The sequence below is a fragment of the Lacisediminimonas sp. genome, assembly GCF_030645335.1.
Lineage (GTDB): Bacteria > Pseudomonadota > Gammaproteobacteria > Burkholderiales > Burkholderiaceae_D > Lacisediminimonas.
On the sequence record NZ_JAUSNH010000075.1, the window covers coordinates 1 to 7325 of the forward strand.

5 protein-coding genes are annotated in these 7325 nt (G+C 61.5%); 3 read left to right on the forward strand and 2 right to left on the reverse strand.

What is annotated here, in order from left to right:
* Together Q7T64_RS05515 and Q7T64_RS05520 are read right to left on the reverse strand one after the other, a co-directional pair.
* Nucleotides 1–353, reverse strand: a 353-nt coding sequence (locus tag Q7T64_RS05515; RefSeq protein WP_304792496.1) for a response regulator, incomplete at its 3' end; no start/stop codon positions are given.
* Nucleotides 354–394: 41 nt separating this feature from the next.
* Nucleotides 395–4174, reverse strand: a complete 3780-nt coding sequence (locus Q7T64_RS05520) for a response regulator (protein WP_304792498.1) — start codon at nucleotides 4172–4174, stop codon at nucleotides 395–397.
* Nucleotides 4175–4556: 382 nt separating this feature from the next.
* On the opposite strand from Q7T64_RS05520, the gene Q7T64_RS05525 reads away from it, so the two are divergent.
* The 3 genes from Q7T64_RS05525 to Q7T64_RS05535 form a co-directional block, all read left to right on the forward strand.
* A complete protein-coding gene (locus Q7T64_RS05525) occupies nucleotides 4557–5861 on the forward strand; it encodes a DUF445 domain-containing protein (protein WP_304792500.1) in 1305 nt (434 codons plus the stop codon).
* Between the two features lie 128 nt (nucleotides 5862–5989).
* Nucleotides 5990–6694 carry a response regulator gene (locus Q7T64_RS05530; RefSeq protein ID WP_304792502.1) on the forward strand — a complete coding sequence of 235 codons (705 nt, stop codon included), beginning with the start codon at nucleotides 5990–5992 and terminating at the stop codon, nucleotides 6692–6694.
* Nucleotides 6691–7325: phosphate regulon sensor protein PhoR (locus tag Q7T64_RS05535; protein WP_304792505.1), on the forward strand; the 635-nt coding region annotated here is incomplete at its 3' end. The genes Q7T64_RS05530 and Q7T64_RS05535, both read left to right, overlap by 4 nt.

Here is a 7325-nt window from a genome sequence, read left to right on the forward strand (position 1 = left end):
ATCACCAACAGCGGCGTGGCCTGTACGCCGCTCAGTTCGCGGATGCGGGTCGCCGTTTCAAAACCATCCATGGTCGGCATCCGGATGTCGAGCAGGATGACGGCGAAGTCCTGCTTGAGCAGGATCCGCAGCGCATCCCGCCCGGAGGCGGCGGTCGTGACGTCAAGTCCCATGCGCGAAATCATGGCGATGATCGCCTTGAGCTTGGCTGGATTGTCGTCAACGATCAGGACCGACGCCGGAATGCCATCGGGTGGCATCGGCATGGGCAATTGCTTGACTTCACGCAGCGCCGGTACTTCGGTCGGCTGCTGCTCTGTCGTCGTGACCAACCCGACCATACTGTTGACCATGGCCGGGGAGGGGCGCCTGTCATGCATTGGTTTGGCCATCCCTATCGGTATAGCCAGGCGCGCATCACTGCCAGCAGCTGGTCAGTGTCAACCGGCTTGCTGATGTAGTCCGACGCGCCGGCCGCGATGCATTTGGCGCGGTCTTCCTTCATCGCCTTTGCCGTCAATGCAATGATCGGAAGGTCGTCGAAAGTGCCGATATTGCGGATGGATTGCATGGTTTCGTAGCCGTCCATCTCGGGCATCATGATGTCCATCAGGACCAGTTCAATGTTCGGATCCGCATGCAGCAAGCCGATGGCGTCCTGTCCGGTTTCCGCGGTGACGACCTGCATCTTGTGGCGTTCCAGCACGCTGGCGAGGGCAAAGATGTTGCGCACATCGTCGTCCACGACCAGCACCGTGCGCCCTTCGAGGCTGTTCGATCCTTCGTGCAGGCGGTCAATCAGCATGCGGTGCGCCGGTGGCAAATGGTCTATCCGCCGATGCAGCAGCAAGGCGACGTCATTGAGCAATCGTTCCTGGGAGCGTGCTGCGCGCACCCATGCATTGTCGACCAGGTGGCGCACCGTTTCGGGCGCGGGGTGATTGCGTTCAGCTTCGCCGGCCATCACCACCTGCAATGCCGCAGATTTTCCGTCATGCATGGCTGCCAGCAATAGCGCGCCTTCCTGCTGGCTGCTGTGCGTATCGATCACGATGCAGTCGTAGTGCCTGTCGTCCATCGAGGCAATCGCTTCCTGTGCCCTGGCGAATGCAACCAGGCGCACATCCTTGCTTCCCAGCAGGGCGGTGAGTTCAGTGCGCCGATCGCCGTCACTGCACAGCAACAGCAAATCTTTCTGTTTGCGTTGCGCGAATTTGATCATCGCGCCGATCGCCTTGGACAAGTCAGCAGGCGCAGCAGCCTTGACCATGGATCCGAAGGCGCCATTCCTGCGCCCGCGTGCCAGGTCCGGTTCGGCCGATATGACCTGGACCGGGATATGGCGCAGCGCCGGGTTGCGCTTGAGTCGTTCCAGCAATAACCAGCCATCGATGTCGGGCAGGTGGTTATTGAGCGTAATCGCACTCGGTGTGTATTGCTCGGCCATTGCCAGCGCGTCGCCGCCGCGCACGGCCACCACGCCGTGCAGGCCGTTATCGCGCACCGCTTGCAGCAAGACGGTGGCAAATTCGGCATCGTTCTCGATGATCATGACCAATGGCACGTCGGGCTTGAGTTGTTCCCGGTCGTCGGGTATTTGCTGCGCGGGTACTGGTGGCGGCAGTTCACCATGCAGCGGGAGCGAACCGCTATCCGTGTATGCATTAAAATAAAAGTCCTCCATGGGCCTGGCCGGACGCCCGTGGGGCCGCAACGGAGCAAACAAGGCAAAGGCGCTGCCTTCATCGATCTCGCTGCGCAGCAGCCGCAGTTCGCCGCCGAGCAGGTTCGCCAGTTCGCGGCTGATCGACAGGCCAAGCCCGGTGCCGCTGTATCTGCGGGAGGTGCCGGCATCGGCCTGCTGGAAAGCTTCGAAGATCAGCTTTTGCTTGTCGGGCGCAATGCCAATGCCGGTATCGGTGACGATGAAGGCGATCACCCTGCCGGCGCTATTGAGGCCGTCGTGGTCGACGCTCCAGCCCGACTCTGCATTAGTGATTGTCAGCGTGACGCCGCCGCGCTCGGTAAATTTGAAGGCATTGGAGAGCAGGTTTTTCAGTATCTGCAACAGCCGCTTGCCATCGATGTAGGTTGCCGGTGGAAGGGCCTTCGACAGGTCGATCCGCCAGGACAGTGAATGACTGTCGGCGATAGGCCTGAACGTGCGTTCCATCTGGTCACTGATATCGGCAAACAGCTGCTCGGCGTAATCGAGCGTGACAGTACCGGATTCGATCTTGGACAAGTCGAGGATTTCATTGATCAGGCCCAGCAGGTCACGACCGGAACTCTGGATCGTGCGGGCATATTCCACTTGCCTGGGCGTCAGGTTCTGGTCGATGTTGTCGGAAAGCTGCTGGGCCAGGATCAGCAGGCTGTTGAGCGGCGTGCGCAACTCGTGCGACATGCTGGAGAGGAATTCAGACTTGTACTTCGAAGTCAGTGTCAGTTGTTCGGCTTTTTCCACCAGCGACAGCTTGGTGATTTCCACTTCCTGGTTCTTGCGTTCGACTTCGGCCTTCTGCTCTTCGAGCAAGGCAGCCTTGTCTTCGAGTTCCTCGTTGGTCTGGCGCAGCTCCTCCTGCTGTATCTGCAGCTCCTGCGCCAGCGACTGGGACTGCTTGAGCAGATCCTCGGTACGCATGTTGGCTTCGATCGTGTTGACCACGATGCCGATCGATTCCCCCAACTGGTCCAGGAATATCTCGTGGATCCGGCTGTATGGCGAGAACGACGCCAGTTCCAGCACCGCCTTGACGCGGTTCTCGAAAAGGATCGGGATGAGGATGATGTTGAGCGGGAGCGCCTGGCCGATGCCTGAGCGGATCGGTACGTAATCCCCCGGGACGTTGGTCAGCAGGATGCGCTTTTTCTCATGCGCGCATTGGCCGACCAGGCCTTCGCCGATGCGCCACTCGGTGCGCGTCTTTTCATGATAGGCGTAGGTCGATAGCAATTTCAGGCGCGGATTCTCGTACTGCGTTTCATCCATGAAGTAAAACAGGGCATGGTGGGCGCTGATCAGCGGCGCCACGCCCGACAGCACCATCTTTGCGACCGCGGTCAGGTCGCGCTGGCCTTGCAGCAGGCGGGTAAAGTGGGCAAGGTTGGTCTTGAGCCAGTCCTGGTCCGCATTCTGGCGCGTGGTCTCGCGCAGGTTGCGGATCATTTCATTGACGTTGTCTTTCAACTGGGCGACTTCGCCATTGGCGCTGACCTGGACGCTGCGGGTGAAGTCGCCTTTGGTCACAGCCCGGGCGACTTCGGCGATGGCGCGCATCTGGTTGGTCAGGTTGGTGGCGAGTCCGTTGACGTCGCCGGTCAAGTCTTGCCAGGTGCCGGCCGCATGTGGCACTAGCGCTTGCCCGCCGAGCTTGCCTTCGACGCCCACTTCGCGCGCCACCGCGCTGACCTGGTCGGCGAATACGGCCAGCGTGCAGGTCATTTCATTGATGGTGTCGGCGAGGTCGGCAATCTCGCCCTGGGCCTCGACCGTCAGTTTCTTCTGCAGGTCACCATTGGCGACTGCCGTCACCACCCGCGCGATGCCGCGCATCTGGTTGGTCAGGTTGGCGGCCATGACGTTGACCTTGTCGGTCAGGTCTTTCCAGCTGCCTGACATACCGCTCGCATCCACCTGGCCGCCGAGCTTGCCCTCGGTGCCCATCTCGCGCGCCACGCGCGTGACTTCCGATGTCAGGGCGCCCAGCCTCAGGACCATCGTGTTGACGATTTCGGCCGAGCGCAGGTGCTGTCCCTTCAGGCGCAGGCCGTCCAGTTCCAGCGGCACCTGCCTGGACAGGTCGCCATCGGCGACGGCGCTGATGACACGGGTCATTTCATTCATCGGCGCGACCAGGTCGCTGGTCATGCCATTGGCAGCGTCAACCAGCTGTTCCCAGGATCCGCGCATGGCCGGCAGCGCGATGCGCTCATTGACCCGCCCTTGCTTGCCCACCAGCCGCCCAACCCGGTCGAACTCGTTGACAGCACCGTTGGCCATGTCGATGATTTCGTTGACCGTGTCGGCGATTTTTCCGGCAAGGCCGGTCTGGTCGTCCGGCATGCGGGTTCGGAAGTCGCCGTTGCGAAGCGCCCGCAGCGTCGCAAGCAATTGCCTGAGGTCGAGCTCTTCGCCAGAAGGCGTCATGGTCGACGCCTGCACCTGTTCCATTAACGAACTCCCTGTTTCTGCCGGGTTGTCTGCTGCTTGGGCGTGGTAGCGCGGCAAACGATGGGGCGCTTGCCTTTTTGGGCTTGAATTTGCCTGCGGCACAGTCCGATTCGCAGCATTGCTTGAGCAAAATATAGCATCAAAGAAAGGCCGGATGCCCCTCGTTCCCGGTGGGCGCGAGCAAATCAGTTCGTATAAAACACCGGCTTGATAAATATCAAATCCCGGAATACCAGGTTTTGGATTTCAGTTCGGCTGCCGGCCACTACGTCGGACTATTGAGCATGTGCAAAGGCTGGTATCTGCAGGCGCGGATGACGGTCAAACTTGCGCCATTGCTGTACGCTCGCACTGCTGCATTGCAGTATCGGCACGCCTGCAAATGTTCGCATCGCTTTTGCAGGCGCTTATTCCAGGCACGTCCGGACAAGAAAAGGTCGCCATGCAGGAGCAAGAGCAGGAGCAAGGTCGGCAATTCAAGCGGGTCCGGGCATTGGCCACCGGCTTGCTGCTGGCAATGGCGATACTGTTCCTGGGGGCACACTTGCTGCGCCATCGTTACCCCTGGCTGGCGCCGGTGGGCGCTTTTGCGGAAGCGGCCATGGTCGGCGCGCTGGCGGACTGGTTTGCCGTGACGGCGCTGTTCCGGCGGCCGCTCGGCTTGCCGATACCGCATACCGCCATCATTCCCCGCAACAAGGACAGGATAGGCGCCGGCGTCGCCAATTTCCTCGAGTACAACTTCATGACGCGCGAGGTGCTGTTCGAAGAATTGCAGGCGGTCGATTTCGCCGGCGCAGCGTCAAGCTGGCTGGCCGAGCCCGGCAACAGCCATGCAGTGGCGGTCGAGCTGGTATCGGGAATACCCTCGCTGATCCGGATGGTCGAAGACGACGATGTCGCCAACCTGATCCAGTCCACCGCCAGCAGCGCGCTGGCCCGGGTCAGGCTGGCGCCGCTGCTGGCCGAAGTGGCGGCCGTGCTGATTGCCGATCGGCGGCATCAATTGCTGTTTGACCGGATGCTGGGCATGGCAGCCGATACCCTGGAAAAAAACCGCGGCTTCATCCGGCAAAAGATCCACGAAAAAAGCCCGCGCTGGCTGCCGCGCATGGTCGATGACAAGCTGTTTGAAAGACTGCTGCATGCAGCACAGGAAACCCTGGTCGAGATGCGCGAGGAGGATAGTCCCTGGCGGGTGCAGTTCCAGCAGGCGGCGCAGGAACTGATCGATGGCTTGCGCCACGATCCGGCCTATGAAGAGCGCATCAAGCGCGCCCTGGCCGAAACATTGCGCCATCCGCTTTTTCGCAGCTACAGCGAGCAGTTCTGGCAATTGGTTCGGCAGCGCCTGATGCGGGAGGGTGAATCGGCAGCCGCCGACTCGCCGTTGGCGGCGCGCGTCGAGCGGGCCTTGCTGGCGCTGGCCGAAGGCATGCGCACCGATCCGGTGGTGCAGGCCAAGCTCAACGACTGGTTGCGTTCATTTATTGCCGATGCCGTGGCGGGCCGTCGCCATGCCATCGCCAGCCTGGTGCGACGGGTGATCGAAAAGTGGGATGCCGACACGATTGCGCAGAAATTCGAGCTTTTCGTCGGCCGTGACCTGCAATACATACGCATTAACGGCACCCTGGTCGGCGGCCTGGTCGGATTGGGCCTGTACCTGCTGTTGCTGGTGTTATAGCGAAAAGCTTTGCGGTTCTTGCTTGACAGCAATCCCGGCACTCACCATAGTGCCGGGCGGACGGCCGCTGCCGAGCGCCGCGAACGGTGGCACACTGCCGGCTGGCGCAAATATCAATCACGCAAGTCATGAACAGCGACAAGCCCGAGATCCTGATTGTCGAGGATGAACCCGCAATCGTCCAGTTGGTGGAATATGCACTGCATGCCGCAGGCTGGAGCACGCGCGTGGCCGGGGATGTCAGTTCGGCATGGGAATGCCTGCGCGAGCGCATACCGCAAATGGTGCTGCTGGACTGGATGCTGCCTGACGAGTCCGGCCTGCGCCTGCTGGCCCGCATCCGGGCCGAGCCGCGGCTTGCGGCGCTGCCGGTCATCATGCTGACCGCAAAAAGCATGGAAGAGGACAAGATCGAGGGGCTGGACCGGGGTGCGGATGACTACATCACCAAGCCGTTTTCCCCGCGTGAACTGGTGTCGCGCATGCGCGCGCTGTTGCGGCGGCGCTTGCCGGAACATGGCGAAGCCCTGCTCAGGAACGGGCCCGTGGTGCTGGATCCGAACACGCGCAGCGTCAGCGTGAACGGGCGGCCGGTGGAGATCGGCCTGTCGGAGTACCGCTTGCTGAAATACCTGCTGGCCCACCCGAAACGGGTGCATACCCGCGCCCAGTTGCTGGATCGGGTCTGGGGCGACCATGTCGAGATTGAAGAACGTACCGTCGATGTCCACGTGCTGCGCCTGCGCAAGGCGCTGGGCGACGCCGAGTCCCTGGTCAAGACCGTGCGCGGCGTTGGCTATACCTTGTCGAACCCACAGGATGGAGATCTATGACGCCACGCATGCTGTTCTGGGTTCCCGCGCTGTTGCGACTGGCCGTGATCCCGCTGGCTGCCAGCCTGGTCTGGTGGTGGTTCGGGGCGCTTGCCGGTGCCATTGTGTTCGCCCTGATGAGTCTCGCGGCGGTGCTGCTGCAACTGTTTAACTTGTATCGGCTGTCAAATTGGCTGGATGACCGCCATGTCCGGCTGCCCGATGGCGGCGGCGCATGGACCAATGTGTTTGCCAGGCTCTATCATTTCCGGCGCGAAGAGGAACGTAACCGCCAGGAATTGTCGGAATGGCTGGCCCGTTTTCGCCAGGCCATGCGCCTCTTGCCCGATGGCGTGGTGATCATGGACGATGTGCTGTTCCTGGAGTGGTGCAATCCGGAGGCGGAGCGTCACCTGGGCTTGTCGCTGGAGCGCGACAAGGGCATGCGCGTGACCAACCTGGTGCGCACGCCGGAATTCATCGATTACATCGTGCTTGGCCGCTACGAGCAGCCGCTGGCGATGCGCTTCCGGGACCGCAAGCTGATCCTGCAAATCATTCCGTTCGAGACCCGCCGGCAGATCCTGGTCACGCATGACGTCACCGTTGCCGAGCAGATGGAAACCATGCGCCGCGATTTCGTCGCCAATGC

What these genes read in the sequence shown, in the direction of transcription:
- Q7T64_RS05525 (WP_304792500.1), top strand. Translation starts at nt 4,557, where the DNA reads ATGTTCGCATCGCTTTTGCAGGCGCTTATTCCAGGCACGTCCGGACAA.
- Q7T64_RS05530 (WP_304792502.1), top strand. Translation starts at nt 5,990, where the DNA reads ATGAACAGCGACAAGCCCGAGATCCTGATTGTCGAGGATGAACCCGCA.
- Q7T64_RS05520 (WP_304792498.1), bottom strand. Translation starts at nt 4,174, where the DNA reads ATGGAACAGGTGCAGGCGTCGACCATGACGCCTTCTGGCGAAGAGCTC.